General features: G+C 67.6%; 25 protein-coding genes and 1 riboswitch. Of the genes, 14 read left to right on the top strand and 11 right to left on the bottom strand.

From position 1 onward, the window contains the following. Positions 1-48: 48 nt before the first annotated feature. Positions 49-750, bottom strand: a complete 702-nt coding sequence (locus JL101_RS03475) for a PhoH family protein (RefSeq protein WP_201077383.1) — start codon at positions 748-750, stop codon at positions 49-51. Between the two features lie 516 nt (positions 751-1,266). Between JL101_RS03475 and JL101_RS03480 the strand changes: the two genes are divergently transcribed. The 4 genes from JL101_RS03480 (at position 1,267) to minE (ending at position 3,808) form a co-directional block, all read left to right on the top strand. After that, the gene (locus JL101_RS03480; protein WP_203098500.1) at positions 1,267-1,536 is read left to right on the top strand and encodes an SHOCT domain-containing protein; all 270 of its coding nucleotides are present in this window, start codon (positions 1,267-1,269) and stop codon (positions 1,534-1,536) included. Positions 1,537-1,851: 315 nt separating this feature from the next. Continuing rightward, positions 1,852-2,631: a septum site-determining protein MinC gene (gene minC, locus JL101_RS03485; protein WP_203098499.1), complete on the top strand. Its 780-nt coding sequence runs from the start codon at positions 1,852-1,854 to the stop codon at positions 2,629-2,631. Positions 2,632-2,702: 71 nt separating this feature from the next. Further along, entirely contained in the window at positions 2,703-3,500 is a 798-nt protein-coding gene (gene minD, locus JL101_RS03490; protein ID WP_456115339.1) for a septum site-determining protein MinD, read from the top strand. After that, a complete protein-coding gene (gene minE / locus JL101_RS03495; protein ID WP_201077388.1) occupies positions 3,497-3,808 on the top strand; it encodes a cell division topological specificity factor MinE in 312 nt (103 codons plus the stop codon). Before minD ends, minE begins: the two co-directional genes overlap by 4 nt. Before the next feature lie 148 nt (positions 3,809-3,956). Here minE and panC read toward each other — a convergent pair whose 3' ends face one another. Then, positions 3,957-4,811: a pantoate--beta-alanine ligase gene (panC, locus tag JL101_RS03500; protein ID WP_203098498.1), complete on the bottom strand. Its 855-nt coding sequence runs from the start codon at positions 4,809-4,811 to the stop codon at positions 3,957-3,959. Next, complete coding sequence (gene panB / locus JL101_RS03505; protein ID WP_203098497.1) at positions 4,804-5,646, bottom strand: 3-methyl-2-oxobutanoate hydroxymethyltransferase; 843 nt, start codon at positions 5,644-5,646, stop codon at positions 4,804-4,806. The genes panC and panB overlap by 8 nt, the downstream gene beginning before the upstream one ends. 235 nt (positions 5,647-5,881) lie before the next feature. Between panB and JL101_RS03510 the strand changes: the two genes are divergently transcribed. The 4 genes from JL101_RS03510 (at position 5,882) to ade (ending at position 11,044) form a co-directional block, all read left to right on the top strand. Beyond that, complete coding sequence (locus JL101_RS03510) at positions 5,882-7,249, top strand: CRTAC1 family protein (RefSeq protein ID WP_203098496.1); 1,368 nt, start codon at positions 5,882-5,884, stop codon at positions 7,247-7,249. Positions 7,250-7,339: 90 nt separating this feature from the next. Next, on the top strand, positions 7,340-8,338 hold the full coding sequence (dgcN, locus tag JL101_RS03515) for an N-acetyltransferase DgcN (RefSeq protein ID WP_203098495.1): 999 nt from the start codon (positions 7,340-7,342) through the stop codon (positions 8,336-8,338). Between the two features lie 4 nt (positions 8,339-8,342). After that, positions 8,343-9,344 (top strand): N-acetyl-D-Glu racemase DgcA, encoded by a 1,002-nt coding sequence (dgcA, locus tag JL101_RS03520; RefSeq protein WP_203098494.1) that lies wholly within the window; start codon positions 8,343-8,345, stop codon positions 9,342-9,344. After that, positions 9,335-11,044, top strand: a complete 1,710-nt coding sequence (ade, locus tag JL101_RS03525; protein WP_203098493.1) for an adenine deaminase — start codon at positions 9,335-9,337, stop codon at positions 11,042-11,044. The genes dgcA and ade overlap by 10 nt, the downstream gene beginning before the upstream one ends. A gap of 13 nt (positions 11,045-11,057) precedes the next feature. Here the strand turns inward: ade and JL101_RS03530 are convergent, their stop codons facing one another. The 5 genes from JL101_RS03530 to JL101_RS03550 form a co-directional block, all read right to left on the bottom strand. Further along, positions 11,058-12,371, bottom strand: coding sequence for an ImmA/IrrE family metallo-endopeptidase (locus JL101_RS03530; protein WP_203098492.1), 1,314 nt, complete (start codon positions 12,369-12,371; stop codon positions 11,058-11,060). Beyond that, complete coding sequence (locus JL101_RS03535; RefSeq protein ID WP_203098491.1) at positions 12,362-12,727, bottom strand: hypothetical protein; 366 nt, start codon at positions 12,725-12,727, stop codon at positions 12,362-12,364. Before JL101_RS03535 ends, JL101_RS03530 begins: the two co-directional genes overlap by 10 nt. Positions 12,728-12,947: 220 nt before the next feature. Beyond that, positions 12,948-13,556: a uracil-DNA glycosylase gene (locus JL101_RS03540; protein ID WP_203098490.1), complete on the bottom strand. Its 609-nt coding sequence runs from the start codon at positions 13,554-13,556 to the stop codon at positions 12,948-12,950. Next, positions 13,553-14,272: a class I SAM-dependent methyltransferase gene (locus tag JL101_RS36480; RefSeq protein ID WP_323374707.1), complete on the bottom strand. Its 720-nt coding sequence runs from the start codon at positions 14,270-14,272 to the stop codon at positions 13,553-13,555. Before JL101_RS36480 ends, JL101_RS03540 begins: the two co-directional genes overlap by 4 nt. Positions 14,273-14,406: 134 nt before the next feature. Further along, positions 14,407-14,826 (bottom strand): hypothetical protein, encoded by a 420-nt coding sequence (locus tag JL101_RS03550; RefSeq protein ID WP_228435265.1) that lies wholly within the window; start codon positions 14,824-14,826, stop codon positions 14,407-14,409. A 112-nt stretch (positions 14,827-14,938) separates the two neighbouring features. Then, positions 14,939-15,049: riboswitch (SAM-I-IV-variant riboswitch) on the top strand. 47 nt (positions 15,050-15,096) lie between these two features. Between JL101_RS03550 and JL101_RS03555 the strand changes: the two genes are divergently transcribed. Beyond that, entirely contained in the window at positions 15,097-15,387 is a 291-nt protein-coding gene (locus JL101_RS03555; protein WP_203098487.1) for a hypothetical protein, read from the top strand. A 21-nt stretch (positions 15,388-15,408) separates the two neighbouring features. On the opposite strand, the gene JL101_RS03560 is transcribed toward JL101_RS03555, so the two are convergent. Further along, a complete protein-coding gene (locus JL101_RS03560; protein WP_203098486.1) occupies positions 15,409-16,584 on the bottom strand; it encodes an aminotransferase class V-fold PLP-dependent enzyme in 1,176 nt (391 codons plus the stop codon). Positions 16,585-16,741: 157 nt separating this feature from the next. Between JL101_RS03560 and JL101_RS03565 the strand changes: the two genes are divergently transcribed. From JL101_RS03565 to wbaP, 3 genes are all read left to right on the top strand, one after another. Further along, positions 16,742-17,557, top strand: coding sequence for a PA2169 family four-helix-bundle protein (locus JL101_RS03565; protein WP_203098485.1), 816 nt, complete (start codon positions 16,742-16,744; stop codon positions 17,555-17,557). Positions 17,558-17,570: 13 nt separating this feature from the next. Further along, the gene (locus JL101_RS03570; protein ID WP_228435266.1) at positions 17,571-18,623 is read left to right on the top strand and encodes a YihY/virulence factor BrkB family protein; all 1,053 of its coding nucleotides are present in this window, start codon (positions 17,571-17,573) and stop codon (positions 18,621-18,623) included. Between the two features lie 638 nt (positions 18,624-19,261). Then, a complete protein-coding gene (gene wbaP, locus JL101_RS03575) occupies positions 19,262-20,620 on the top strand; it encodes an undecaprenyl-phosphate galactose phosphotransferase WbaP (RefSeq protein ID WP_203098484.1) in 1,359 nt (452 codons plus the stop codon). 221 nt (positions 20,621-20,841) lie between these two features. Here the strand turns inward: wbaP and JL101_RS03580 are convergent, their stop codons facing one another. After that, complete coding sequence (locus tag JL101_RS03580; RefSeq protein WP_203098483.1) at positions 20,842-21,630, bottom strand: WecB/TagA/CpsF family glycosyltransferase; 789 nt, start codon at positions 21,628-21,630, stop codon at positions 20,842-20,844. A 52-nt stretch (positions 21,631-21,682) separates the two neighbouring features. Then, positions 21,683-23,956, bottom strand: coding sequence for a GumC family protein (locus JL101_RS03585; RefSeq protein ID WP_203098482.1), 2,274 nt, complete (start codon positions 23,954-23,956; stop codon positions 21,683-21,685). Positions 23,957-24,507: 551 nt separating this feature from the next. Here JL101_RS03585 and JL101_RS03590 point away from each other — a divergent pair. Beyond that, positions 24,508-25,578 (top strand): glycosyltransferase, encoded by a 1,071-nt coding sequence (locus JL101_RS03590; protein ID WP_203098481.1) that lies wholly within the window; start codon positions 24,508-24,510, stop codon positions 25,576-25,578. After that, positions 25,575-26,741: a glycosyltransferase family 4 protein gene (locus JL101_RS03595; protein WP_203098480.1), complete on the top strand. Its 1,167-nt coding sequence runs from the start codon at positions 25,575-25,577 to the stop codon at positions 26,739-26,741. The genes JL101_RS03590 and JL101_RS03595 overlap by 4 nt, the downstream gene beginning before the upstream one ends. The last annotated feature ends 3 nt before the right edge of the window (positions 26,742-26,744 follow it).

Raw genomic sequence — 26,744 nt, forward strand, 5'->3', positions numbered from 1 at the left:
TCGGCCTGTGCCAAAGGCCGGCTTACGGCATTCCGCACCGTCGGAAGGTCAGGAGAGCAGCGGCATCATCGCGGCCACCAGCGGGTGGCGGACGATGTCCTGGGTGGTCAGGCGGACGATGGCGACGTCGTCCAGCGGGTCGAGCCGGCGCACGGCCTCCTCCAGGCCGGACATGCCGGGCAGCAGGTCGGTCTGGTCGGGATCGCCGGTGATCACCATGGTGGAATGCCAGCCCAGCCGGGTCAGCAGCATCTTGATCTGCTGGAACGTCATGTTCTGCGCCTCGTCCACGATGACGAAGCTGCGCGAGATCGTCCGTCCGCGCATGTACGCGAGGGGGGCGATCTCGACCGTACCGTCCTTGGTCATCTGGCGCACCTGGCGGGCGCCCAGCCGGTCGGACAGCGCGTCGTAGATCGGACGCATCCACGGGTCCATCTTCTCGTTGATGTCGCCGGGCAGGAAGCCCAGGCTCTCGCCCGCCTCGACGACCGGCCGGGTGATCACGATGCGCGTCACCCTGCCGGCGCTCATCGCCTCGACCGCCTTGGTGACGGCCAGATAGGTCTTGCCGGTCCCCGCGGGCCCGACCGCCAGCGTCAGCGCATGGGTATCGATCGCCGCCATCAGCGCTTCCTGGTTGGACGTGCGCGGCTTCACCGTCTTCAGGTAGCTCTGTTCGCGGAAGCCGTCCTCGTCGGCTTCGGTGAGAGCCACGACCCGGGCCGAGGAAGCGGTGCGTTTTGCCATGGTGCGTCGTCCTTTCCCTTCGCTGGCATCCTGGTTGAGGGGATCCCAGGCGCTGCATGTGTCAAACGGGGCTCTCATCGATCACCTCCTGCTGCCGAAGCGGCGTTGGGCCATGTCGTTCTCCTGGACCGTTGAAACCGGCTTTGGGGACTTGAAGGCGGGCACAAAAAAACCTCCCGGACGGGAGGTTCGATCGTGCATTCGGCTGACGCGTGGCGGCGGATGGCTGTCCGGCGGCGGCGAAGCGTTGGTGCCCCGCATGTTGGATCCGCGATGCTTCTCGACGGGTCGGACAAGGGAAGAAGCTCCTGTCGTCTGTGTCAGCCTTGGTGTCACCGAGGATAACCGTCAAATTCGTGCTTTGTCGCCGTTATTTCGTGGGGCCAATAAAAAATTCATCTACATGTTGCGGGTTACCCACCCCGCGCCCGCTCTGGCGACGCCGGCATGGCGTCCGCGCGCTTGTTTGCCTATGCTGGCGCCACGATGTCGTACTCGGGGGTGACGGGGGTAGGCATGGCGAGCAGGTTCACGTCGATCTGGAACGAGAAGAAGCCGGTGGCCGGGACGGCGCGGTCTGCCGCCCGTCCCGTCCGCGGCCGTGCAGGCGTGGCAAGCGGCGCCGCGGACAGCGAAAGCGGCGACGAAGGCGACGACTCGGCGGCGCGATCCCTTCGGGCTCTCAAGGTGATGCTCGACCGCGGGTTGATGACCGAGGCGGAGTATGAGCAGCGCAGGGCGGCCCTCGCGGGGGGAGCCTCGGAACGGCCTTCCGACGGCGGCTGAATGCCTGTCCGGGCCATGTCGGAGATTCGCCGAAAAGTGAAGATATCGGCACCATAATTTGTAGTTTTTGAGGCACAGACCCCAAGAATTGGGCTATGGTCCGCAGTCGAGCCCGGCCGCGGGGCTGGTGGCGGAAATATCCGCGGGTTATGGTTAACTAGACGCTTGCACTTCGGGGCCATGGCTCGCTAGAAGGAGTAGCCATTTTCTCGATTTTCGTAGGGGCGGCCGATTTCAACCCGTGGGGCCAGGGCAGGGGACGGCGGTGCCGGACGCCTGCCGGGCGGCGGTCATCATGATAAGTGGTAGGGGTTTGTGAGAAGCACCAGTCAGATTTCGGAACGTGACGCGCCGTTCCAACTCAGGGGCAACAGCTTCACCGTCATGGTGTTGAAGCTGATGGCTCCCGATGACCCGTCGTTTTTCCCCCAACTGCTGAGCAAGATCCGCCAGGCGCCGAACTTTTTCCGGAACGCCCCGGTGGTGCTCGACCTCGAGGACCTGGAGGAAGGCGCCGGCCCCGCCGACTTCATCGATTTCGTCGTCACCCTGCGCCAGAACAGCCTGATCCCGGTCGGCATCCAGGGCGGCACGCCGGCCCAGCAGGCCGCCGCGTTCGAGGCCGGGCTGACGGTCATGCCGACCGGCCGCCCGAGCCGCGAGCCGGAGCGCGATTTCCAGCGGCCGGCACCCGGACGGGCGCCGACCGACCCGCTGCCGCCGCGCACCCCCGCGCCGATGGCCGAGGCGGCGCCGGAGTTCCAGAAGACTACCATGATCATCACCGAGCCGGTGCGCTCGGGCCGGCAGATCTACGCCGCGCGCGGCGACCTGATCGTGCTGGGGCCGGTCAGCGCCGGGGCCGAGTTGCTGGCCGACGGCAACATCCATGTCTACAGCTCGCTGCGCGGACGCGCGCTGGCGGGCATCTCCGGCGATACCGCCGCCCGCATCTTCTGCCACAGCCTGGAGGCGGAACTGGTATCGATCGCCGGGCTCTATCGGGTCAGCGAGGATTTGGACGCTTCGGTGTTCAAGAAGCAGGTTCACATATATCTGGATGACGGATATCTGCGCATGGATCCGTTGTCATGAGCCGCGGCAAAGAAACAAGTTCGCAATCAACATCGAAGAGTGGAGAGGCTTCCTTGGCCAAGGTAATCGTTATGACATCGGGCAAGGGCGGCGTGGGCAAGACCACGTCGAGCGCTGCCTTCGCCACTGGGCTGGCCCTGCGCGGGTTCAAGACCGTTGTCATCGACTTCGACGTCGGTCTGCGGAACCTGGACCTGATCATGGGCTGCGAGCGCCGGGTGGTGTTCGATTTCGTCAACGTCATCAACGGCGAGGCCAAGCTCAACCAGGCCCTGATCAAGGACAAGCGGGTCGAGAATCTGTTCATCCTGCCGACCAGCCAGACCCGCGACAAGGACGCGCTGACCAAGGAAGGCGTGGAGAAGATCCTCGACGAGCTGAAGAAGGACTTCGACTACATCCTGTGCGACAGCCCGGCCGGCATCGAGAAGGGCGCCCTGATGGCGCTGTACTTCGCCGACCACGCGATCATCGTGACCAACCCGGAAGTCTCGTCGGTGCGCGACAGCGACCGCATCCTGGGCGTGCTGGCTTCGAAGTCCCGCCGGGCGGAACTGAACCTGGAGCCGGTGCAGGAGCATCTGCTGCTGACCCGCTACGATCCGGAGCGCGTCGAGCGCGGCGACATGCTGAAGGTCGACGACGTGCTCGAGATCCTGGCGATCCCGCTGCTGGGCGTCGTGCCGGAGAGCCCGGCCGTGCTGCGCGCCTCCAACATCGGCATGCCGGTGACGCTGGACGAGAAGAGCAACGCGAACCACGCCTACACCGACGCGGTCGCCCGCTTCCTGGGCGAGACGGTCGAGCACCGTTTCATGAAGCCGGAAAAGAAGGGCTTCCTGGATCGTCTCCTGCGGAGGACCGCATGAGCATCTTCAACTTCTTCCGGCAACCTCCGCGCAAGTCGGTCGCCGACGAGGCAAAGGAACGCCTCCAGATCGTCCTTGCGCACGAGCGTGCCGCCGGGTCCAGCCCGGATTATCTGCCGATCCTTCAGCGGGAACTGCTGGCGGTGATCGCCAAGTACGTGCAGATCGACGAGAAGAAGGTCGAGGTCAGCTTCGAGCGTGGGGGTGACTACTCCACGCTCGAGGTCAACATAGAGCTGCCGCCGCCGACGGGGGACAAGGCCCGGGCGCGCGGCGGTGCCGCCGCGGCGGCCGCGAAGCAGGCCTGAAGCCCTGCTGGCCGGGTAATGCCGGCCGGTTGTGGCCAGGATGCCCCAACCTACCGAATGGCTCGATCCCGTCGAGCGGCGCGCCGCCCGATCCGGGTGCGCGTTCGACCCGGCCCACCCCGTTGGACAGCCTTGCCCGCCCGGACGGTCATACCGGGAAGTTGTCGATCAACCGGGTGCGTCCGATGAAGGCGGCGGCTAGGATCCTCGCCGGCCGGTCGGCCACCTCCAGCGGCTCCAGGGATGCGGCATCGCAGACGGCCAGATAGTCGATCCGGTCGAACCCGGCTTCCCTCAGCCGCTCCAATCCCCACTCGATCTCGCTCCGGCACCGCGTCGGATCGGCCCCGATGCGTTCCGCCATGGCGAACAGGACGCCGTTGAGCTGGCGCGCGATGGCGAGCTGGTCGGCGGACAGGTAGGCGTTGCGCGACGACAGCGCCAAGCCGCTCTCGTCCCGGACGGTGGCCGCCCCCTCGATCAGGACGGGGATGTCGAGGTCGCGCACCATGCGGCGGATCACCTGGAGCTGCTGGTAATCCTTCTCGCCGAACACGGCGACGTCGGGCAGGCATTGCAGCAGAAGCTTGGACACGACGGTCGCCACCCCGTCGAAATGACCGGGGCGCAACGGGCCGCACAGCCCGTCGGTCAGCCCTGCGACATGGACCGTGGTGGCGAAGCCGTCGGGGTACATCTCGCCCACGTCGGGCGCGTAGAGCAGGTCGGCGCCCACGGTCTCCAGCTTGGCGGCGTCGGAGTCCTCCTGCCGCGGGTACTTGGAGAAGTCCTCGTTGGGTCCGAACTGGGTCGGATTGACGAAGACGCTGACCACCACGTGGTCCGCCCCCCGGCGGCGGGCGGCCTGGACCAGGCTCAGGTGCCCCTCGTGCAGGGCGCCCATGGTCGGGACAAGCCCGACCTTCTCCCCGGCGGCGCGCCACCGCGCGACCTGGGCGCGCAGGCCGGCCACGGTCCGGACGGTGGTCAGTTTCTCAGGCATCGGGCGTGCTCCCGCTGGGTTTTGGGGCGAAGACGTGTTCGGGACCGGGGAACCGGCGGGTGCGCACTTCGTCGGCGTAGGCCTGCGCGGCTGCCGAGACCTGGGGACCCAGCTCGGCATAACGCTTGACGAATTTCGGGGTGAAGTCGCTGAACAGGCCGACCAGATCCTCGGTCACCAGGATCTGCCCGTCGCAGGCCGGCGAGGCGCCGATGCCGATGGTCGGGACGGGCAGATCGGCTGTCAACTGGCGGGCCAGGGTCTCGACCGTGCCCTCGATCACCAGGGCGAAGGCGCCGGCCTCCGCGATGGCGAAGGCGTCGGCCGCGATCGCGTTGCTCTCCTGCCCGCTGCGGCCCCGCGCCCGGTAGCCGCCGAGCACGTTGACCGATTGGGGCGTCAGGCCGACATGGCCCAGCACCGGGATGCCGCGCTTCGTCAGGAACTCGACGGTGGGGGCCATCTCGACGCCGCCTTCCAGCTTGACCGCGGCGCAGCCGGTCTCCGCCATGACGCGCGCCGCGGCTCGGAAGGCGGCTTCGGCGGATTCCTGGTAAGAGCCGAACGGCAGGTCCACGACGACGCAGGACAGGGCCGAGCCGCGCATCACGGCGGCGCCGTGGGCGATCATCATGTCGAGCGTTACCGGCAAGGTGCTGTCCATCCCGTAGAGGACCATGCCCAGGCTGTCGCCGACCAGCAGCATGTCCACGTGGGCGTCGAGCTGCCGGGCCATGGGCGTGGTGTAGGCCGTCAGCGATACGATCGGCGTGCCGCCCTTTCGGGCGGACAGCTCGGGCACGCTGATGCGCCGGCGGCGGCCGGGGACACTCATGGCGGGCTTCCCCTCTGTCGGGTTCGGTTCCAGGTCCAGGATCCTGCTTGTGCGCCTAAATATAATGCCGGGACCGTGGCGTCACGATGATTGGATGGATGGGCCTGGAATTCGGCGGCAATTCCCGCCTTGCGGAAGGACGAGGGCGGCCGGAACGTACCTGGATACGCATCGCGTGCCGTCCGCGCCGGATTGTGTCAGCATGGGGGCAAGCAACGGCACCAGGGAGTGGACGATGTTTCTCGACGAGACGGCGTCGATCGACCGGAACGAACCCAGGCTCGGCTACGGCGTGGCGGTGACCGACATCGATGGCGACGGCGCCTTCGAGTTCATCGTCGCCGGTCATGGCTGCGCGAACCTGGTGCTGAAATGGGACGGGCGCCGGCTGGTCGACATCGCGGACCCCGTCCTGGCCGACGCGACCCGCCAAGCCATAGGCCTGTGCGCCGCCGATGCCGACGGCGACGGGCGCGAAGAGCTGTACGTGCTGAATTCGGAAAGCTTCTCCGGCCCGAAGCGGTTCGGCGACAGGCTGTTCGCCTGCTTCGGCAAGCGCTGGCTGGACCTGTTCGGGCAGCCGGAGAATTTCGGCGCGATCAACCAGACGGCCGGGCGTTCGGTCGCCTGCATCGACCGGTCGGGCACCGGCAGGTACGGCTTCGTCGTCGCCAGCCACGGCGGGCGGTTCAGGCTGTACGAGCTGGACCGGCGCGGGCGCGCGTCCGACAGGGCGGAGGAGGCCGGCATCGACCTGGCGGCGGCGGGCCGCGGGCTGCTCAGCCTGCCGCTGGTGTCGGAGCACATGGACATCTTCGCCGCCAACGAGCACGGCCCGAACTTCCTGTTCCGCAACCTGGGCGACGGGACCTTCGAGGAGATCGCGGAGGATTGGGGGGTGGTCGATCCCACCGGGAACGGGCGCGGCGTCGCGGTGCTGGATGCCGACGGCGACGGGCTGTTCGACCTTGTCTGCGGCGATTGGGAAGGGCCGCACCGGCTGTTCCTCCAGCGGGGCGGCGGTGGCTTCGTCGAGTCGGCTCCCGCCGCCATGGCGGAACCGTCGCGCGTCCGCACCGTGCTCGCGGCCGATTTCGACAATGACGGGTTCGAGGAGATCCTCTTCAACAATTTCGGCGAGCCGAACCGTCTGTTCGCCTGGACCAACGAGCGCTGGACCGAAGCCGAGATCGGCGACGCGGAGGAGCCTATGGGCTTCGGCACTGGCGCCGCGGTCGCGGACATCGACGGCGACGGAAGGCTGGAGCTCCTGGTCTCCCACGGCGAGTCGGCGCCGCAGCCGCTGACGTTCTACCGCCCCTATCCGACGGACAACGGCTGGCTCAGGGTCATGCCCCTGACCGCCGCCGGCGCCCCGGCGCGCGGCGCCCTGGTGACCTGCACGGCGCGCGGCCGGACCCAGCGGCGGGCGATCTGCGCCGGCAGCGGCTATCTCTGCCAGATGGAGCCGGTCGCCCATTTCGGGCTCGGGGCCGTCCATTCCGTCGACCGGGTGGAGGTGCGCTGGCCCGACGGCGCGGTGCGGGTGATCGAGCATCCCCATGTCAACCGGATGATCCGGGTGGAGCATCCCGGCCGGTGACAGGCGGGCTCCGGGAACCGGTTGACGCTGGTCAGCGCCGGAGAATGGAATAGACTGTAACCGATCGCAGACGCGTAATGGAGAAGACCCTTGGCCATAGCCAATCCCTACCTGATGTTCCTCGGCGATGCGCCGGATCAACTGGCCGCCAAGACCGCCGACGGCGTGGCGCGCTGGCGCCGTGACTGGTGCGTCGGCCAGTTGCGCCTGGACGGCTGCAAGGCCGACCTGGGGCTTCCGGACAAGAGCCTGGAGGAGGCGGCCGCGGAAGGGGCCAGGACCCTGATCATCGGCGTCGCCAACCGGGGCGGGCGCTTCGCCGCGAGCTGGCAGGAAACCATGCTGAAGGCCCTGGACCTGGGCATGGACATCGCCAGCGGGCTGCACAACAAGATCACCGATCTGCCCTCCGTCGCGGCCAAGGCCAAGGAGCTGGGCCGCTCGCTCCACGACGTGCGCCACCCGACCCGCGAGTTCGACATCGGCACCGGCGAACGCCGCCCGGGCAAGCGGCTGCTGGCGGTCGGCACCGACTGCTCGATCGGCAAGATGTTCACGGCGCTGGCCTTCGAGAAGGAGATGCGGGCGCGCGGCATGAACGCCGATTTCCGGGCGACCGGGCAGACCGGCATCCTGATCGCGGGCGACGGCGTCTCGGTCGACGCGGTGGTCTCGGACTTCGTCTCGGGCGCGGTGGAATACCTCACCCCGGCCAACGATCCCGACCACTGGGATGTGGTGGAGGGGCAGGCCTCGCTGCTCCATCCCAGCTATGCCGGCGTGACGCTGGCGCTGGTCCACGGCTCCCAGCCCGACGTGATGGTGATGTGCCACGAGCCGACCCGGCCGCACATGCGCGGCCTGCCGAACCGCAAGGTTCCGGACATCCAGGATTGCATCGTGGCGCACGAGGCGGCGGCGCGGGTGACCAATCCCGATGCAAGGGTGATCGGGTTCAGCGTCAATACCGCGGCCATGGACCAGTCCGCCGCCGAGACCTACCTGAAGCAGCTGTCCGACCGCTTCGGCATGCCGGCGGTGGATCCCGTCCGCATGGGCGTCGGCCCGATCGTCGACCTGCTGGGCTGAGGCCATGGCAGCGCCGAGCGCGAAGCGCACTCTGACCGTCCGCCGCGAGATCTTCCCGATCCGCGGCACCTTCCGCATTTCCCGAGGGGCCAAGACCGAGGCCCACGTGGTCGTCGCCGAGATCGACGACGGCGGCACCGTCGGCCGGGGCGAGTGCGTGCCCTATGCCCGTTATGGCGAGAGCATCGACGGGGTCGCGGCCCAGATCGAGAGCGTCGCCGACGCGATCGCCGCCGGGATGGAGCAGGAGGAGCTGCTGGAAGCCTTGCCGCCGGGTGCCGCCCGCAACGCGGTGGACTGCGCGCTGTGGGACCTCGCCTGCAAGCTGACCGGGCAGCCGATCTGGCAGGTGGCCGACCTGGACGCGCCGCTGGCTCCGGTCGTGACCGCCTACACGTTGAGCCTCGACACGGTGGAGAACATGGCGGCGGCGGCGCGCGCTTCGGCTCACCGGCCCTTGCTCAAGCTGAAGCTGACGGGGGACGGCGACCTGGAGCGGGTGACGGCGGTGCGGGAGAACGCGCCCGACGCCCGGCTGATCGTCGATGCCAACGAGGGCTGGACTCTCGAACACCTGAAGCGCTTCGGCGACGCCTTCGCCCGGCTCCAGGTCGAGCTGATCGAGCAGCCGCTGCCGGCCGGACAGGACGACGCCCTGCTGGGCTTCGACTGCCCGGTGCCACTGGGCGCCGACGAGTCGTGCCACGACCGTTCGACCCTGGACGAGCTGCGTGGCAAGTACGGGGTGGTCAACATCAAGCTGGACAAGACCGGCGGCCTGACCGAGGCGCTTCGGTTGAAACGCGCCGCCGAGGAGGCGGGGTTCGACATCATGGTCGGCTGCATGCTGGCGACCTCGCTCGCCATGGCGCCGGGGGTGGTGATCGCGCAGGGCGCCAAGCTGGTCGATCTCGACGGGCCGCTGTGGCTGGCGCGGGACCGGGAGCCCGGCCTCCGCTACGAGGGCGAGACCGTCTTTCCGCCGGAGGCCGGCCTATGGGGGTGACGCGCGACGATCTGGGAAAGCGCATCGACCAGGCCATGGGCCGGACGAGGGCCGACCTCGTGATCAAAGACACCCGCTTCCTCAACGTGGTGACCGGCGAGATCGCCTCGGGCGACATCGCCGTCTGCGGCGACGTGATCGTCGGCACCTACGAGAGCTATGACGGGGAGGTGGTGATCGACGGGCGGGACCGCATCGCGGTCCCGGGCTTCATCGACACCCATGTCCATTGCGAGAGCACCCTGGTCACGCCGGCCGAGTTCGACCGGTGCGTGCTGCCGCGCGGGACGACGACCGCCGTCTGCGACCCGCACGAGATCTGCAACGTGCTGGGCGAGGAGGGGCTGAGATACTTCCTCGACAGCTCGGTCGGGCTGGCCATGGACCTGCGGGTCCAGCTCTCCTCCTGCGTCCCGGCGACCGAGCTGGAGACCTCGGGCGCCCGGCTGGAGGCGGAGGACCTGGTCCGCCACCGCGGCCACCCCCAGGTGATCGGCCTCGCGGAATTCATGAACTTCCCCGGCGTGCTGCACAAGGACCCCAAGGTGCTGGACAAGCTGGCGGCGTTCCAGGGCGGCCATATCGACGGGCACAGCCCGCTGGTGACGGGCCGCGACCTCAACGCCTACCTGTCCTGCGGCATCCGGAACTGCCACGAGACGACCGGGGTCGAGGAGGCGCGGGAAAAGCTGCGGAAAGGCATGCAGGTGCTGATCCGCGACGGCAGCGTATCGAAGGACGTCAACACGCTGGCCCCGATCATCGACGCCATGACCTCCCCGTTCCTGGGCTTCTGCACCGACGACCGCAATCCGCTCGACATCGCCGAGGAAGGCCATATCGACCACCTGATCCGGCGCTCGATCGCCTTGGGCGCGCCGGTCGAGTCGGTCTACCGCGCGGCGACCTGGTCGGCGGCGCGGGGCTTCGGGCTGACCGACCGCGGGCTGATCGCGCCGGGGTTCCGGGCCGACATCGCGCTGCTGGACGACCTGGAGGACTGCCGGGTCGGCCAAGTCGTCCGCAGCGGCCGGGTGGTCGGGCCGGAGACCTTCGCGGGCCGGACCATCGTGCCGCCGGTCGGGCTGGGCTCGATCCGGCTGGACCCGGTGACGCCCGAGGTCTTCAGGACCCCCTCGGGTGGCCCGTCCGGTCCGGTGATCGGGCTGATCCCGGGAAAGATCCTGACCGAGCACCTGACCGCGAGCCTGCCCTACCGTGACGGCGAGCGGCACCCGGACCCGGAGGCGGACATCCTGAAGGTCTGCGTGCTGAGCCGTCACGACACCAATCGCAATGTCGGCCGAGGCTTCGTCAAGGGTTTCGGGCTGAAGCGCGGCGCGCTGGCGTCCAGCGTCGGGCATGACAGCCACAACGTGATCGTCGTGGGTGCCGACGATGCCGACATGGCGGTGGCGGTCAACCGGCTGATCGAGCTCCAGGGGGGCTTCGTCGCCGTGCTGGACGGGCAGGTGGTCGGCGAACTGGCGCTGCCCCTGGCCGGGCTGATCAGCGACCGGACCTTCGAGGAGGTCGAGCACCTTCTGACGGCACTCCGCGCCGCCGTCCGCGGCATGGGCTGCCCCCTGGCCGAACCCTTCCTGCAACTGGCCTTCCTGCCCCTGCCGGTGATCCCGCACCTGAAGATCACCGACATGGGGTTGGTGGACGTCGACCGGTTCGAACTGATTCCGGCGTGAGCGGGGATGCCGGTCAGACCCTGACCATTTCCGGCGGGATGAGATCGTGGTTAGCCAAGTGGCTCTTCGCCGTCAGCACGGAGACGCCGAAATGCTCTGCAGCCTCCTCCATCCGGTCGTCCGAGTAGTCGCCGCCCATGAACGAGTCCAGCGCCTTGATCGGGCACAGGAGTTCCGCAGCGAATGCGCGTTGCATCTTCTGGCGGACCGTCTTCGTTCTGGTCGCCGGAAGCCAAGCGTCCGATTCCGGGGCTGTCAGGTGGTCGGCCAGGAAGCGCGCGGCTTCGAACCGGATGCCCGGAGCGTTCCGTTTTCCAAAGACCAGTTTGAGGTGAGCGCCGTCGTCTTCCCGTACAGCCAAGCCGAACGGGATGCCGGGGTTATGGGCCGAGTCCGGCAGGAATGCCTTCTTCGGAGCATCCAAGAGCCTCGCCAGATCCTCGTTGGAAATGCCGTCGCTCGGTAGCCGCCAAGCTTTCCGGGCCGCGCCGGCAAGGCTCCTGCCCCAGTCCCACGGGGGCGTCCCATCTGGAACGCCATGCTGACGCAACGCGGAAGGGAGGTCTACGGCCACCCGGACGCCTTTCCCATGCGCCGCTACGACCGTCTTTCTGATGGCATCCTCGATCCCGGTCGCGCTCCCGGACAAGGCGGGCGCGATCTCGTCCAATGCAGCCTCCCCGGCTTCGCCGGAAAGATCCAGCAAGTGGGCAAGTATCTCCTCCGGCGCCTCGTCCGGATCGTATCCAAGGCGCGCCTCCAAGCGGCGCCGGACACTTTCCGCCGGATCGCCGCGCTCGGCCTTGACCTCTTCCCAGAGCGTGGACAGGTCCCGACCGACGCCGCCGCAAGTGTCCAGGCGGGCAATCACCTCAGCCACGAAATCATCTACGGCCGCTTCGAAGGACGTCGCCGGCACTGCACACCGGAAATCGGACAGATAGCGAACCGGCTCCCCGGAGTTCTGCCGTGATGCATGGCATACCGCTTCCACGGTCGGTCCGTCGCTGGCGAAGGCCAAGCGCGGCCACAGAAAACCATGGCCCGCCGCCGCGACTTCGTGGGCCATGCGCCAGGACGGGGAGGGGACGCCGGTCGCAGGGTAAGGTTCCCAGCGAAGCCGCCACCAGTTTACCGCCAACCACATCGCCAAGGGATAGGCCGACACATGGACACGATCCTGGACCTCGTGCGACCAGTCGCTTTCAACCCGGGTCGCCACAAGTTCGTCGAAGGCGATGCGAAGCTTGGCGGCCGTCGCGCGATCCTCGGCTAGGCCGTGCCCGCATGCCTGCCATTGGGCATCGATAGCGAAACCTACCGGCATGTCGCCGCGCTCCATCTCTGTCGTACGCTGGCGGCCATGGGATCGTTATCACCCATGGAATAGCCATGATAGATGCCCTGGGTTTCATTCTCCAGGATCGCTTCGACGGGTTCACCGTTTTGAGCAACCGCCCAGATGTTCTTCGGCCAGTCACCTTTCATGGCGTCGCTGACCAACCCGTACGCGGCGCCCTGCTTCAAGAGGCGGGTGGCTTCGGCCCTGGTAAAGACTTTCGCCCTGTCGCACAATGTCTTGTGCTGGCGGCCATCGCTGGGTGGGTCTAGCCGGAAATCGCCTTGATTGCGCTTATGCATTGGATTGCCGCCGTATCCGACCTTGGTCGAAATGCCGTCCAACCAACATTTTTCCTCGGTCGTCAGAGGGGCGGGTCGGATCGACCGCTTCGGATTCACTGTGCGCTTGGACATCGCTTCGCTAGAAATCAGTTTATTGGGTAATTACAGAGATTTGCAACTCCACCACCGGCAAGGGTGATAATCATTCATATAACACTTTTTGGGTAATTCAAAAGTCAAATGGTGCCGCGGCAGGCTCCGCCGCGACACCTCGGCACTCTCATCCCGCCCGCTCCGCGGCCAGCTTCACGTCGGCGTGGAAGAGGGGTTCCTCGATGCGGTTGCCGCGCAGGATGTAGCTGGGATGGAAGGTCGGGATCACGATCGCGTCGGCGAACAGGCGGCAGGGGAGTTCCTGGCCGCGCAGCGCGGTGATGCCGCTCTGGCCGGTCAGCGCCCACATCGGCGTGCGGCCGAGCGCGATGATCACGGCGGGCTTCACCTCGGCCAGGGTCCGGCGCAGGTGCTCCACCTCGCCGGCGTACCGGGCGAGGCAGTAGTCGGAGGTGCCCATGGGACCCAGGTCCTCCGCGACCTCGACGCCCATCTTGCGCGCCTTGGTGCGGGACGAGAAGAAGTGGGTCACCTTGTTGCCCGGCGGCTGGTAGCGGAAGGTGTTGCCGATCAGGCAGGCGGCGCGCTCCAGCCCGACGGACTTCAGGTTCTCGTCCAGCAGCCGGCCGCTGGCGCCGACGAAGGGCTTGCCGGTGCGGGCCTCCTCGGCGCCGGGCGCTTCGCCGATGATGGCGATCCGGCGTCCGGCGGGGTCCTTGGCGGGATACTGGTAATCGACGAAAGGCAGCTCGGTCTCGGTACGCGGTTCAGTCACTGTGTCGGCTTTCGCAGCAGGTTGATCCGGGCCGGCTGGTCGAACCACCAGGCACCCTCCCGCCGCTCCCCCAAGGTTTCGAACAGCTCGCGCAGTTCCGCGTCGCGGGTGCGGATCAGCCTGGAACGGGTCGGATCGATGCCGGCCATGCGGTCGGCGAAGCTCTGGTAATCCTCGTGCTTCACCGGATTCAGGTAGAACAGTTCATCCACCTGTTCCAGCGCGTCCACGGTCTTCACCGCCGCATAGGCCAGGGCCCGGACCTCCGTCTCGTCGTCCAGGAGCCTGGTGAGCTGGAAATATCCGCCGGTCGGTTCCGGCTCGTTCACCAGGGCCAGGCCGCCTGGCTTCAGGACGCGCGCGGTCTCGCGCAGCGCCTTGCCCATGTGGGCTGCCGGCACATGGTGCAGGCTGTTCATGAAGACGACGGCGTCGGCGCTGTTGTCGGGCAGCGGCAGGTCCTCGCCCACGCCCTTCACGTAGCGCTCGCCCGCGACGGGTTCCGCCGCCCTGGCCTTGGAGAGCGCCTCGTCCAGGATCTCGATGCCGATGACATGGGCGCCGCGGCGTGCCAGCGCCCGAACCAGTGCGCCCTCGCCGCAGCCCACATCGACGATCCGGGCGCCCGCCAGCGGGATCAGGTCGGGAATCAGGTCCATCGCCTTCAGGCGTCGGGGCAGCGTGCTCCCGGTCGGCGTGTCCGTATGCTGGGCCATCGTGTCGGTTCCTCTCCGCGCTGCCATGTTGCAGGGCACTGACCATGGTAAACGGATTCTCCCCCGACAATAGCACCGGGGTACAGCGCAAGAAGGTCGAACGGATCGGCGGGCGGCTTGACGGGCGGTTCGACTCAGGCGCTCAGGTCGAGTCGGCCGCCGCCGGGACCCTGGCCGAGGGTGCGCGCGCGGGCGCCTGCCGCGGCCATGCTCTCGACGTTGCTCTGGTCGGCCGATTTCATCTCGGTCACGAAGGCGCTGGTGGCACCGGTGAGCGCCGGGACGCGGGCGCCCGGCTTGGTCGAGGCGTTGGTTTCCTGGACCGCCCGGCGGTCCTCGCCGACGATCGAACTGGTGATGCCGGTCAGCGGCTCCGTCTTGGCGTTGACCTTCATGCCGCCGTTGGTGTCGCTGACCTGCCGGTTGATCTCCTGGTTGAACGCCTGCGTCTGCGGCGTCAGGTCCCGCACCTTGGGCGCGGTGCGCATCAGCTCGGGTGAGATGGGGGAGGTGGAAACCACGGCGTCGCTCCAGGTCCAGCGATACACGGCCAAGTTATCGGATTTTTCAGGTTTTCGCCATAGTTCTTTATAAAGGGGTGTTTTGACGCATACCCATGCCGCGGGGAAAACGGTTGCGCATGTCGCCATCGGCAGGATACAGGAGAGCCAGCATCAAGAGTTGGGCTGGCGCCCGACACCAACCTGCCGACCCGGGCAAGGTGGTGGTCCCTTTCGGGGGACGATGCGGCCTGGACCGGCAATCAATCGGGAACGAGCCGCCGCGTCAGCCCTCCTCGGCACTTGAGCCAGGAGGGTTTATTCATGTCTGAACGCTTGCCGGTCGCTCCCGCGACCATTCCCCTGTGCGGCCCGGACGACAGCATCGAACTGATCACCGGCGGCAGCCGCGCCACCGCGCGGGAGCCCGACCGGTACGAGTGGGTCTTCGCCGCCGTCCACCGCGGCCTGGGCACCTGGACGCATCTCTACCTGGTCGTCGAGTCGCGCCGGCGCGGCCGGCCGGAGATCCATCTTCGCCTGGTGCTCCGCGGCGACCGTCTGGAGGAGGCGCGGCGGCGCGCCGTCGCCGACTGGTGGCGGCCGGTCGGCTGAGGGGATTCCCCGGAGACCGCGTCAGCGCAGCGCCGCGACCAGCCGGTCGATCTCCTCCTCCGTGTTGTAGTAATGGACCGAGGCGCGGACCATCTCGTCGAGGCCGCGCGCCTCCATGTCGAGCCGGGTCGAGGGGGCGGCCGTCACCGACACGTTGATGCCGCGCGCCGCCAGGTCGCGCTTGATCTCGGCGGCGGGGCGCGGGGCGGTGAAGGTGACGATGCCGCACCGGGTCTCGCCCAGGTCGCGCACCTCGTGGCCGGGCAGGGATGCCAGTCGGCCGCGCAGCAGGTCGGCAAGGCTCCTGATCCGCTCCCAGATGGCATCCAGGCCCCAGTTCAGCGCGTAGTCCACGGCGGCGCCCAGACCCATCCTGGCGGCGACGTTGCTTTCCCAATTCTCGAACCTCCGGGCGTCGGGGCGAAGCTCGTAGCGGTCGGGTGCCACCCAGGTGGCCGCGTGGTTGTCGATCATCGGCGGCTCCAGGCGCTCCAGCAGCCCCTTGCGCACATAGAGGAAGCCGGTGCCGCGCGGCCCGCGCAGGAACTTGCGCCCGGTCGCCGAAAGCATGTCGCAGCCGATTTCGTCCACGTCGATCGGCATCTGTCCCGCCGTCTGGCAGGCATCCAGCAGATAGGGGATGCCGCGGGCGCGGGCGATCCGCCCGACCGCCGCGGCGGGATTGACCAGGCCGCCGTTGGTCGGGATGTGGGTGATCGAGATCAGCTTCGCCGGTCCGCGCGCCTCGTCGTCCACGCTGTCCGCCAGGGCCGCCACGTCGAGCTGTCCCAGGGCGTCGTTGGGGATCACCTCGATGACCGCGCCGGTCTTCCGGGCGACCTGGAGATAGGGGATGAAGTTGCTCGAATACTCCGCCATCGCCGTCAGGATCCTGTCGCCGGGTTCGAACCGCAGCGAATAGAAGGCCATATCCCACCCCACCGTGGCGTTCTCCACCAGCGCCACCTCTTCCCGCCCGCAGCCGAGCAGGGCGGCGACCGAGTCGTAGACGCGCTCGATGCCGTCGCGGGCCTGCGCCTCCGCCTCGTAGCCGCCGATGCGGGCTTCCAGGTCCAGATGGGCGGCGACCGCGTCGAGCACCGGCTGCGGCGGCAGGGCGGCGCCTGCATTGTTGAAGTGGGTCACGTGACGGGTTCCGGGCGTCTCGGCCCGCGCCCGTTCCACATCGAAAGTCATCGCCGCCTCGGATCGCTTGTGTCGCTGAAGATGGGCCTTCCATAACGGAATCGGCGGCCCCGGACAAACGCTCCGGGCGGTCCGGCGGCCCCGCTCCCGGAACACTGACCCTCCGCTGGTGTTGATTTGCGGCAAATGGGGCATGGAGTTTGACGGGATGAACCGCAGCGACGACAACGACGATCTGAGAGCGACCGGGAGACCGGGGTCGGAGTCCGGCTCCGACCAGGGTGCGGCCAACCGCAGCCCCGAGGACATCGAGCGCGATATCGCGGGAATCCGCGCGCGCATGGACCAGACGCTGGACGAGCTGGAGTTCCGGCTGTCGCCGGGCCAGCTGACCTCCGGGGCGGTGGATCTGGTGAAGGACGTGATGCGCGGCAATCCGAGCCGCCTGGGCGACGCGATCCGCAACAACCCGATCCCGGTCGTCATGATCGGCATCGGCGCCCTGTGGCTCGCCGTGGCCATGGGGCGGTCGCAGCAGCAGCAACAGACGGACGGGACGGCCGGGCGCAGGATCAGCCGGCTGGGGCCGGCCGACATCTCCGACGTGCTGTCGCCGCTGATCGCGGTCACGCTCCAGGGCGTCGACGGGCTTCGGCAGGCCGAGACGAAGATCGCCGACCCGAAGGTCCAGGCCATGGTGCGCGAGATCGCGCAGCAGCACGACCGCGCCGCCGCCGCCCTGGAGGAGGAGGTCCGTCGCCACGGCGCCATGCCGCAGGCGGGCACGACGCCGCCGGGCCGGCTTCATCCGGCCTGGAGCGAACTGCGCCGGGCCCTGGTCACGGGCGAGACCTCGGCCATCATCGCCGGCATCGAGAACGGCGAGGATTCCGCGCTCGAAGCCTTCCGCATGGCGCTCCACGCCGACCTGCCGGAAGAGACCCGCGTGCTTGTCGGCGCCCATTTCCACGCCATCCAGCAGATCCACAACCGCATGAGTGCGCTCAAGGGCGCGACGAGTTGATCAGGGGCAGAGCATGTTGGGATTGAGCAAGAGCGCCCATCGGGAGGCCATGGCCGACCGCTATGTCGGCCCCAGCCAGGGGCGCAACCGCGGCGCCGGGCAGGACCAGGCGCTGGCACGCGAGGACGGCCGAGGCCGGACCGCCAGGAGCCCCGGGGAACTGCCCCGCACCGGCTGGCGCGACGTGCTGTGGCGGGTCAAGGAGGAGACCGACAAGGACAATATCTCGATGATCGCGGCCGGAGTCGCGTTCTATCTGATGCTGGCGATCTTCCCGATCCTCGCCGCGACCGTTTCCATCTACGGCTTGGTGGCGGACCCGGCCGACGTGCAGCGTAACTTCGAGGCCGTGTCCGGCGTGATCCCGGAGCAGGCCCGCTCGATCATCGTGGGCCAGTTGAGCTCGGTCGCCGCGGCGTCCGGCGGCCAGCTCGGCCTGAGCGTCCTGGTGAGCATCGCGCTGACCCTGTGGAGCGCGTCGCGCGGCGTCAACGCGGTCATAACCGCGCTCAACATCGCCTATGACGAGACCGAGGGCCGCAGCTTCATCAGGCTCAACGCGATCGCGCTGGCGCTCACCATCGCGATGGTCCTGTTCATGATCGTCACCCTGGCGGTCGTGGTGGGCCTGCCCGCGGTGATCGGGTATCTCAACCTGGGCGAAACGGTGGAATGGGTGGTCCGGCTGGCGCGTTGGCCGATCCTGGCGGTCGCCGTCATGGTGGCGCTCGCCGTGCTCTACCGCTACGGGCCCGACCGCGAGACGCCGCAATGGCGCTGGGTGAGCTGGGGGGCGGCCATCGCGACCCTGATGTGGATCCTGGGGTCCGTCGCCTTCTCGGTCTATGTCTCCAACTTCGCCGACTACAACGAGACATACGGCACGATGGGCGCCGTCGTCATCCTGCTGCTGTGGTTCAACCTCTCCGCCTACGCCGTCCTGCTCGGCGCCGAGCTGAACGCCGAGATGGAGCACCAGACCGCACGCGACACCACGACGGGCGCGGTCAAGCCCCTCGGCCAGCGCGACGCCTATGTCGCCGACACGGTCGGGCACAAGCCCTGACGGGCGTTCTCGTACGCACCGCCGGATGCCATGCACCGCACGGCATCCGGAACGCTCCGTCCGCGGTGGTACTCCCAGGCGACGTACAACGCATTGGGAGTGCCGCCGCCTTACCGCGGATCAAGGCTCGCTCCGGGGTGTTCTAAGAAAATGCAAATCTTCGATAGCGGCTTCGTTGCAACAGTAGGTCAACGCAATGGAGCGTAATCCGGAAAGGGAACTGGATGACTTCCGGTTTTTAGATAAGTATGAGATGCCTGCCCAATCAAGTTCAGCGCAGAGTACAGTGGCGCGGAACGGGCAAACAGAAAGACAAATTTTAGGGTCTCGAGACAAAAATGAAGCTTTCCAACGGGCTTACATCCTTATTGCCCGAAGGGGGATGTCATTTCGTGTTTACCCTTTATTGAGATCATGTGATTGTTGCGGTGCATTATAGTACTACGCTATGCGGAGGTTCTCGATCTCATGTTCGTTGGGTCGACGTAAATCAGCCGGTTTGCTGACCCTCGGCTACCGGTGCGGGGAATTTCAGAATGCTCAATGACTTCCAGATTTCCGTTAGATCTGGTCCTGCCGTGCGGACCCGGGGTCAGTTCCGATCCTTGCAGCCCGCCCTGTTTCTGTTTTTCGTGGACGTGACGACCGTCTTCCTGGCTGTACTCGTAGCCCATATCGGCATAGGCCTCATCAGCCCCGCGCCCACGACTTTCCTGTTCAATCCAACCCTGCATGCCCAGGAATTGGCGGGCGCCCTGCTCGTCGTGCCGATCCTCAAGGCCATGGTGGGCCTGTATCCGGGTTACGGCATGTCGCCGGTGGAGCGCCTGCGCCGCCAGTTCATGATCCTGATCGGGACCGTCGTCGGCATCACCATCGTCGACCTGCAGTTCAACGAGGCGATCTGGTTCAATAACGGCCTGCTCGCGGCGTTGCTGGTGCTCGGCGTACTGATCTGGATCTCCGATGCCTTGGGCCGCGGCGTGCTGATGCGCCTGCGCCTGTGGGGCCGCCCCTGCGTGGTGGTCGGCACCGGCCAGGCCGGCATCGACATCGTCCGCCGGCTCGGCCAGAACGAGCATCTGGGATACAATCCGGTCCTCTTCATCGACGAGAACCCGAACCTGTGGGGCACCACGGTCGAGGGCCTGCCGGTCGTCGCCCCCGGCGGGAAGACGACCGACGAGCGCCTGGTGCGCTACGCGTCGGTCGGCATCCTTGCGGTTCCGCGCGAACAGCCGGAGCGGCTGAACGAGATGATCGGCAACCTGCCGTTCTCGACGATCCTGGTGGTGCCCGAATGGATCGGCGTCCAGACGGTCAATACCCGGGTGCGGGACCTGTCCGGCCTGCTGTCGCTGGAGGTGAGGCGCCCGCTGGGCGCCAGCATCACGCCGCTGATCAAGCGCGGTTTCGACATCGTGACCTCGGCCCTCCTGCTGATCCTGGTGACGCCGCTGCTCCTCCTGATCGCGGTCGGCATCAAGCTCGACTCGAAGGGTCCGCTGCTGTTCCGCCAGGCCCGCTGGGCCGGCGGCTCCCGCTCGTTCCCGGCGCTGAAGTTCCGGACGATGCATGCCGACGCCGAGCAGCGCCTGAAGGAACTGCTCGCCACCGATCCGGTCCTGCGGCGCGAATACGAGATGTACCACAAGCTGACCCACGACCCGCGGGTCACCCGGTTCGGCCGGATCCTGCGGCGGCTCAGCTTCGACGAACTGCCCCAGCTGTGGAACGTGCTGGTCGGCGACATGAGCCTGATCGGCCCCCGTCCCTACATGCCGCACGAGCTGATCAAGTATCCGCACCAGCAGGAGGTCCTGTCCCGCGTGCGCCCGGGGATCACCGGCCTGTGGCAGGTGTCCGGGCGTCACCGCACGACGTTCGAGCGGCGCATCGAGCTGGACGTCTATTATGTCGAGAACTACTCGATCTGGCTGGACCTCCACGTCCTGATGCGGACCGTGTGGATCGTCGTGAAGGCCGACGGCGCCTGATCCGACGCTTCGAAAGCGCCCGCCCCGAGACATGAACAGGCCCCGGGACATGAACAGGCCCCGGGACATGAACAGGCCCCGAGACATGAACAGGCATTGACCCGCGGCTTCCCGGAACCTGTTTCCGGGTTCCGCCGGAACGCACGAAGGGCGCCGGACCAGCAGGTCCGGCGCCCTTCGCGTCGATGCCCGGCGTCGGCGGCCCCGACGGGGCCGGCCGCCTACCGATCCGTCCTGGCCGCGGCGCGGCGTCGGCCGGCCCCGGTGGCCAGGTACCAGGCGACGATCCAGGGCTCCACCAGGTAGCGGTGCCAGAACCGCTTCGGATCGCTGAGCAGCCGGTACAGCCACTCCAGCCCCAGCGGACCGAGCCAGCGCGGCGCGGTCGGCACGGCTCCCGCGAAATACTCCATGCAGGCGCCGCAGGTGCCGATGCAGTTCGTCTTCAGGTCGGCCCGGTTTTCCGAGATCCAGTGCTCCTGGCGTCCCATCCCCATGCCCACGATCAGGATATGGGGCCGGAAAGCGTTGATGTGCTCGACCACGGCGGTATTGCCGGGACTGCCGCGGCGGGCATCGAAGTAACCGTCGTGCCCGTCGATCGCCAGGTCCGGGTAGTCCCGGCGCAGGCGCGCCAACCCGTCGGCCAGCACGCGGGAGGTGCCGCCCAGATAGTAGATCCGCCATCCGGAGCGCTGGGCGCGCTCCATCAGGGGAAGGAACCAGTCGATCCAGCCTGTCCTGTGGCTCGCGTCGAGGTCGAGCCCCGCCGCGCGCCCCAGCCAGACGATCGGCATGCCGTCTATATGGACGCAGGTCTTGTCGTCCTCGTGCAGGGCACGGAAGACGTCGTCCTTGAACAGCTTGTACATGCCGTGGAGGTTCAGGCTGGCGATGACAACCTTGTCCTCCGCGGCGATAGAACGATCCATCAGGGTGAACAGATCGTCCATGGTTGTCGGCGTCACCTTCACACCGAAGATGTCGCTCGACTTGAAGCCCAGAGTCATACCGCTTTCCCGATGGAATAAGATACTTGCCGGTGAGAGATCACGGGCCGGTTCAGTTTTTGAAGTAGCTGCCGCGCCGGCCCATGTAGTACTCGACCTCGCCCGAGCCGTAGCGCGCCGCCTTGGCCGTGTCGACCTGGTTGAGCGCCACGCCCGCGATGTTGGCCCCGGCGTCGCCGAGCTGCCGGATCGCGAGCTGGACCAGCTTGCGCGGAGTCCGGCGCCACTTGGCGACGACCACCGTCTGGCTGGCCTTTTCGGCCAGGATGCGCGTGTCCGACACCGGCAGCACCGGCGGCGCGTCGAGCAGGATCAGGTCGTATTGCGGACGCAGGTTGAACAGCATCTGGTCGAACAGCGGGTTGCGGATCGTCTCCTCCGGATAGTCGGTCGGCGATCCCGCCGTGATCACGTCGGCCCCGGTGCGGGTGTCCGTGCGCATCACGTCGGGCAGCGTCGCGTCCCCGTGAAGGAAATCGGCGAGGCCGAGCTGGTTGGGCAGGCCCAGCGTCCGGTGGATGTTGGGGCGGCGCAGGTCGCAGTCGATGATCAGCACGCGCCGGCCGGCGATGGCGATGACGCGGGCCAGGGTCGCGGCCAGCGACGACTTGCCTTCGCCCGGAACCGCGGAGGTCAACATGACGATGTTGCCGCTGCCCTTGCGCTGGTGGGCGATGATCAGCGAGGTGAACAAGCTCTTGACCGCCTGGGAATAGGCCGAGGCCGGCTTGTCCAGGGCGTAGTCCTGCGGAGCCTTGCGGGTCAGACGCCCGCGGCGGACCAGCGGGATCATGCCCAGCGACGGCATGCGCAGCAGGCGCTCGACGTCTTCCTGGGTCTGGAGCCCGCGTTCGAGCTGCTCGGCCAGGAACACCAGGATCAGGCCCAGGCCGATCGCCAGCACTAGCGCCACCGCCACGAACAGCGGCTTGGACGGGAAGGACGGGCCGAGCGGGGCGCTGGCCGTCGAGACGATCCAGGCGTTGGGCTGCTCGAGATCGACCGACTGGGTCTCCTTCGAGCGGGCCAGGAAGTTCTCGAACAGGGCGCGGTTGGCTTCCGCCTCGCGCTGGAGAGCCCGGATCTCGACGTCGGACTGGTTCAGGCGGCCCGCCTCCTGTTCCAGCCTGGACATGGACTGCTCGAGCGAGGTGACCCGCTGCTGGGTCACGGACGCCTGGGCCCGAAGCGCCCGCAGCCGGTTCTCGGCCTCGTTGTTGATCTCGCCGGCGATCGCGGAGATCTGCGACTTCAGGTCCACGATCGTCGGATGGCGCGGACCGAGGTTGTTCAGCAGCTCCGCCTCGCGCTGGCGCAGCGTCGCCTCCTGGGCGCGGAGCCCGCTGACCAGGGTCGAGTCGACCACGTCGAACACGGCGCGCACGCCGCGTGCCCTGACCGCGCTCTCGACGCTGCGCAGCTGGGCCTGGGTGGTGTTGTTCTCCGCCCGGGCCATCACGAGCTGGGTGTTGAGCTGGGTCAGCTGCTCGTTGACCAGGCCGGCGTCCCGGCCCTGCACGACGCCCAGGCCCGCCCGCGCCGTCTCGACGGCGCGCTCGGCCGTCTCGACCTCCTCGCGCAGCCGCGTCAGGCGCTCGCCCAGCCAGGCGTTGGCCTTCTGGCGGGCATCGAACTTCTGTTCGAGCTGCTGGGTGATGTAGAGCGACGCGACAGTGTTGGCCACGCTGGCGGCCAGCGTCGGGTTCTCGGACGTGAAGCTGATGGTCAGCACGCGCGACCGGCCGACCGCCGAGACGCTGAGGCGGCTGAGGAACGTGGTGAGCATCGAGGTCTGCAGGCGCGCCTCTTCCGCGGCCGGGTCCGGAACCACCGGTTCCTCGGTGACGAGCAGGCTCTTGACCCACTGGACGGGCGGCAGGTCGCGCAGGCTCGGCAGCTTGAAGCTGTCGGCGTTCTGCTCCGCCGCGACGCGGGGATTGAACTCCGCCAGCCGGTCCAGGCCGAGCTGCCGGATCACCCGCATCGCGAGCTCGTCCGACCTTATGACCTGGATTTCGCTTTCGATCGTCGATTGGTCCGCGGGAGCGCCGCTGACCAGCGCCTCCACGTCGACCACCCGCTGTTCGCGCGGATCCACCATGACCGAGGTGTCGGCGGTATAGAGCGGCGTCATCATGTAGACATTGACGATGCCGAGCAGGGTCACGATGAAGATCGTGCCCAGCAGCAGGTATTTCCGGCGTGACAGGACCATGAGCAGGTCGCCCAGCCCGAGCGTCGGGGCGCTTCGCGACGGCCCTTCCTCGTGAGTGGTCCAATCATGCCGGTCGGTCTCTTGGCGGTCCGGCGTCAAAAGCTTGTTCATCGGTAATATCCGGTAGTTTTACACGCGCGTGCAGCACTGCAGAAAGAACATCACCTTGTCAGGCAATGTTCAGTGAAATGCCGGGTGTCTTCCATTGCGTCCGGAAGACGTCGCAAAATGGTGGCAAACGTTACCCCTAAGGGGTAAATGGTTAGCACCAATGCGCAATGCGATTGCATAGATTATATTTGCCATCCATTCGGTGTGTCCAGATCGTTTTGCAGTGCGGCAAGGGTTTCAGCCCCACTACAGCTGGTCATTATACGAGTATTTTAGTTTCTATATATGGCTCTGGCATGGCAAAAGGTCGCCGAAGGCGTGCCATCAATGGGTGCCCACTCCGGGTAGGGCTAAATAGCCGTGGCGCTTTGGTGAATAATGGGCACCATCGCACCATTCATCATTGGGACTCCACGGTCCCTGATCGCCCATTTCCGGGGCAGTTCAAACCTCACGTAACGACGACTGGCATCATGACCGTATCCGCGCCTGTGGCGCCCAAGATTTCCCTGTTTCTCCAGGATCTTCATGGAGGCGGCGCGGAGAGGGTGATGCTGCGCCTCGCCGCTGGCATCGCGGAACGCTCCCACCCCGTCGACCTGGTGCTGATCCGCCGGGAGGGCGCCTACCTCGACGCGATCCCCCCGGGCGTGCGCCTCGTGGTGCTGAATACCCGGCGCACCCTCAACAGCGTCGCGTCGCTCGCCCGCTATCTCCGGCGGGAGCGGCCGGCGGCCATGCTCTCGGCGTTGGTCCATGTCAATGTCGGGGCGCTGCTTGCGGCCAGGTTCGCGCGGACCCGCACCCGGATGATCGTCACGGAGCACAGCCAGATCACTCGCAATTTCCGCTCCAATTCGTCTTCGACCGTCAGGCTCGCTTACCGGATGGTTCCCTGGCTGTACCCCACGGCGTCCCGCATCGTCGCCGTCTCGGGCGGGGTCGCGGAGGATCTCGCCCGGTTCTCGGGCATGCCCGGGAGCCGGATCGACGTGGTCCACAACGGCATCGTGACGCCGGATCTCTACGCCAAGGCGGGCGAGCCGTGCGACCATCCCTGGTTCCGGCCGGGCGAGCCGCCCGTCGTCCTGGCGGCCGGGCGGATGGTCGACGTCAAGGATTTCGCGGCGTTGATCCGCGCCTTCGCCCTGCTGCGCGCCCGGCGGCCCGCCCGTCTGATGATCCTGGGGGAGGGGGAACTGCGCGACGACCTGGAGCAGCTCGCCGAACGGCTCGGCGTGGCCGCGGATGTCGCGATGCCGGGCTTCCAGCCCAATCCCTACGCGCTGATGTCGCGGGCGGCCGTGTTCGTGCAGTCCTCGCGCTGGGAGGGGCTGCCATCCGTCCTGGTCGAGGCGATGGCCTGCGGCACGCCCGTCGTGGCCACCGACTGTCCGGGCGGCACCCGGGAGATCCTGGACGACGGCAAGCTCGGCGCGCTGGTTCCCCTCGACGACGACCAAGCGCTGGCCGACTCGATCGCGCGGACCCTCGACGATCCCATTCCCGCGAACGCGATGGCGTGCAAGGTCGGGCAGTTCACCCTCGACCGTGCGGTCGACACTTACCTCGACCTGGCGCTCGGAACCGGGCGGGTCGGTTCCCGGGAGCAAGGCCGATGAATGCGACGACGCCGAGGCTGCGGCTGGTCCTGCTGATCACCCACATGGACCAGGGCGGCGCCCAGGAGGCGCTGCTACGGCTGGGGCGCAGCCTCCGCAGCCGCGGCCATGACGTGGAAACGTGGTTTCTGTACGAGAAATCGCCGCTCTACCGGAACGAGGACAACATCCGGGTGCTCCTGCCCGTGCGCTCGCCGGGCGCCGTCGGGTACCTGCAGCTCATGGTCCGGCTGTTCCGCCAACTCAGGGCGCATCGACCCGACGCGGTGATCAGCTTCCTGCCGCTGGCCAACGGGTTCGGGCAGGCCGTGGCCCGGCTCGCCGGGGTGCCCCGCCGCGTCGCGTCCCAGCGCAATCCCTCCTGGACCTATACCCCCTGGATGCAGCGGCTCGACAGGCTGGCGGGAACGCTCGGCTGCTATACCGCCAACGTGGGCAATTCCCAGTCCGTGGTGGACAGTTTCGCGGCCTACCCGCAGCCCTACCGCCGGCACCTGACGGTGGTCCACAACGGCATCGACTGGCGGTCCTCGGAGCTGGATCCCGCGGCCGCGCGGGCCAGGTTCGGATTGCCGGCCGGCGGGCCGCTGATCCTGAACATCGGCCGGCTGGCCGAGCAGAAGAACCAGTCCCTGCTGCTCCGCGTCCTGCCGTCCCTGTCGGCGGGGCATCTGGTGCTGGCCGGCGACGGCAACGACCGGGGCAAGCTGGAGCGGCTGGCGGCCGACCTGGGCGTGACGTCCCGGGTCATCTTCCTGGGCGAGGTCGCCCGCGCCGCCATCCCCGACCTGCTGCGCGCCGCCGACATCTTCGCCATGCCGACGCTGTTCGAGGGGCAAAGCAACGCCGTCCTGGAGGCCATGCATGCCGGCCTCGCCATCGTCTCCAGCGACATCCCGGCCCAGGTCGAGACGCTGGGCGGATCGGGGGAGGATGCGGTGGGCGACCTGCTGCCGCTCGACGACGACGGGGCCTGGACGAGGTCGCTCGAAGCGCTGGTGCGGGACCCCGCGCTGCGGGCGCTGATGGCGGAGCGGGCGCGGGCCCGGGCGCAACTGTTCACGGTCGACAGGATGACCGACGGGTTCGAACGCCTGGTGGATATCTCGGCGCCGGAGGGGCGGGTCTTCAGCCCCCAGGCCGGGCTGAGGCAGCGGAGCTAATCG

Source organism: Skermanella rosea, assembly GCF_016806835.2.
In the GTDB taxonomy this organism is placed as follows: Bacteria; Pseudomonadota; Alphaproteobacteria; order Azospirillales; family Azospirillaceae; genus Skermanella; species Skermanella rosea.